The following is a 1,737-nucleotide window of genomic DNA, read 5'->3' as shown; positions in this document are numbered from 1 at the left end:
TCATACACCAGGTCATACCAAGGGAGGATGTTCATTATACTTAGAAAGTGAAAAACTTTTATTTTCTGGAGATACTTTATTTAGAGGCACTTGGGGAAGAACTGATTTACCTACTTCAGATTTCAATGAAATTATGGATTCTATTATAAATAAATTGCTTATTTTGCCTGAAGATACAATTGTTTATCCTGGACATGGTAAGTCTACTATGATTGGAAATGAAAAACCTATTTATTTGGAGTTAAAGCCAAGAAAAATTTAAAATTAAAAGTAAAATTAAATAAAATGGAAAAAATTACCAATATTCTTTTGGAGATTATAAGATTTATAATTTGATTAATGGAAAAAAATGGAATATTATAATAGACATGTAACATGCAAAAGATAATCTATTATTTAGATTGTCATGATTAACAGAAAGGAGAACTGCATGAAGAACGAAAGGGACAATATTGATACTAGTAAACGGACCAATGAAATGAAACAAAAAGAATACTCTGAGAGATCGGATTATTATCCATTTAACCAACCTTTTTTAGATGAGTACTACAGAATGTGGGAGGCTAAGAACTCAAAGAGCTAAAAAACAGAAATGGGCAGATATACTGAATGTTGTATATTTGCCCATTTTTGGCATAATATTATCTATTTTAGAATATATATCTATTTAGGGAGAAGATATATGTTTAATATTACTATTATAAGATTAAAAGATATAGTGAAAATAATAACTGTTGTACTTATTATTTATTTCTTAGGAAATTTTGTTTTTAAGAGTTCACAGTTTAAAGATTATTTTAATCAATCTATAAATATTAATTTTGATGAATTTATTAAACTGGGTTTTAATGAAGAAAGTAGCATTTTTAAATATGTTTTTAAAGATAAAGAAGCGGAACAAGAAAAAACCGAAGAGGTAGAAGAAGATTTTAAGAATATGTCAGCTAAAACAATATTGAATATAAGTTCAAGGATATTTAAAGTAAAAGAACAAACTTTTGGACAAGAATCAAATGAATCTACTATAGATAATTCTTATGAAAATTCAGAAGAACAAAAAATAGCACAGACACAAGAAATAACTACAGATACAAACACGCAAGTAGTAACTCAAAATCCAATAGCTGAAAGATATAACAAAGATTATAATGGGATAAAAATAAGAAATGAAACGTCTTATGAACTAACAGATGACATATTAAATCCGGAAAATCTAAATATAGACACAAAAGACATAATTATCTTTCATACCCATACTTGTGAAAGCTATACACAAACCGAAAATAATCAGTATGAACCATCTCGGAAATTATAGAACTACAAATCAAAATTTTTCTGTTGTACGTGTTGGAGATGAACTTACAAATCAACTTGGAAATTATGGTTTCAATGTAAATCATAACAAAGATTTTCATGACTATCCAGCATATACCGGTTCATATTCTAGGTCATTAAAAACGGTTCAAAATATATTAAAAAACTTTAATTCAGACATTATAATAGACTTACATAGAGATGCTATAGGAAGCAATGAAAACTATGCTCCACTTGTAAAAATAGGAGACGATTACTGTGCTCAACTAATGTTTGTAATGGGGAGTGATGGAGGTGGATTATCACATCCAAATTGGAATTCAAATTTAAAATTTGCAGTAAAAATTCAGCAAAAAGCAAATGAATTATATCCAGGACTATTTAAACCAATAATTTTAAGAAACTCAAGATATAATCAGCATT

Annotated in this window: 4 protein-coding genes; all 4 read left to right on the top strand. The window is 27.3% G+C overall.

What is annotated here, in order from left to right; genetic code table 11:
• Positions 1–262 (top strand): MBL fold metallo-hydrolase (locus Q0F58_RS19455; RefSeq protein ID WP_294379742.1); only part of this gene is annotated, 262 nt, incomplete at its 5' end.
• 168 nt (positions 263–430) lie between these two features.
• Entirely contained in the window at positions 431–583 is a 153-nt protein-coding gene (locus Q0F58_RS19450; RefSeq protein WP_294379740.1) for a hypothetical protein, read from the top strand.
• Between the two features lie 99 nt (positions 584–682).
• Positions 683–1,315, top strand: coding sequence for a hypothetical protein (locus Q0F58_RS19445; RefSeq protein WP_294379738.1), 633 nt, complete (start codon positions 683–685; stop codon positions 1,313–1,315).
• On the top strand, positions 1,293–1,737 hold a 445-nt coding region (locus Q0F58_RS19440; protein ID WP_294379737.1), incomplete at its 3' end, for a stage II sporulation protein P. The genes Q0F58_RS19445 and Q0F58_RS19440, both read left to right, overlap by 23 nt.

The sequence above is a fragment of the uncultured Clostridium sp. genome (genome assembly GCF_934754915.1).
Lineage (GTDB): Bacteria > Bacillota > Clostridia > Clostridiales > Clostridiaceae > Clostridium.
This window is presented reverse-complemented; position numbering and strand designations above follow the sequence as displayed.

Coding starts and splice junctions, on each gene's coding strand:
- Q0F58_RS19450 (WP_294379740.1), top strand. CDS start 431: ATGAAGAACGAAAGGGACAATATTGATACTAGTAAACGGACCAATGAA.
- Q0F58_RS19445 (WP_294379738.1), top strand. CDS start 683: ATGTTTAATATTACTATTATAAGATTAAAAGATATAGTGAAAATAATA.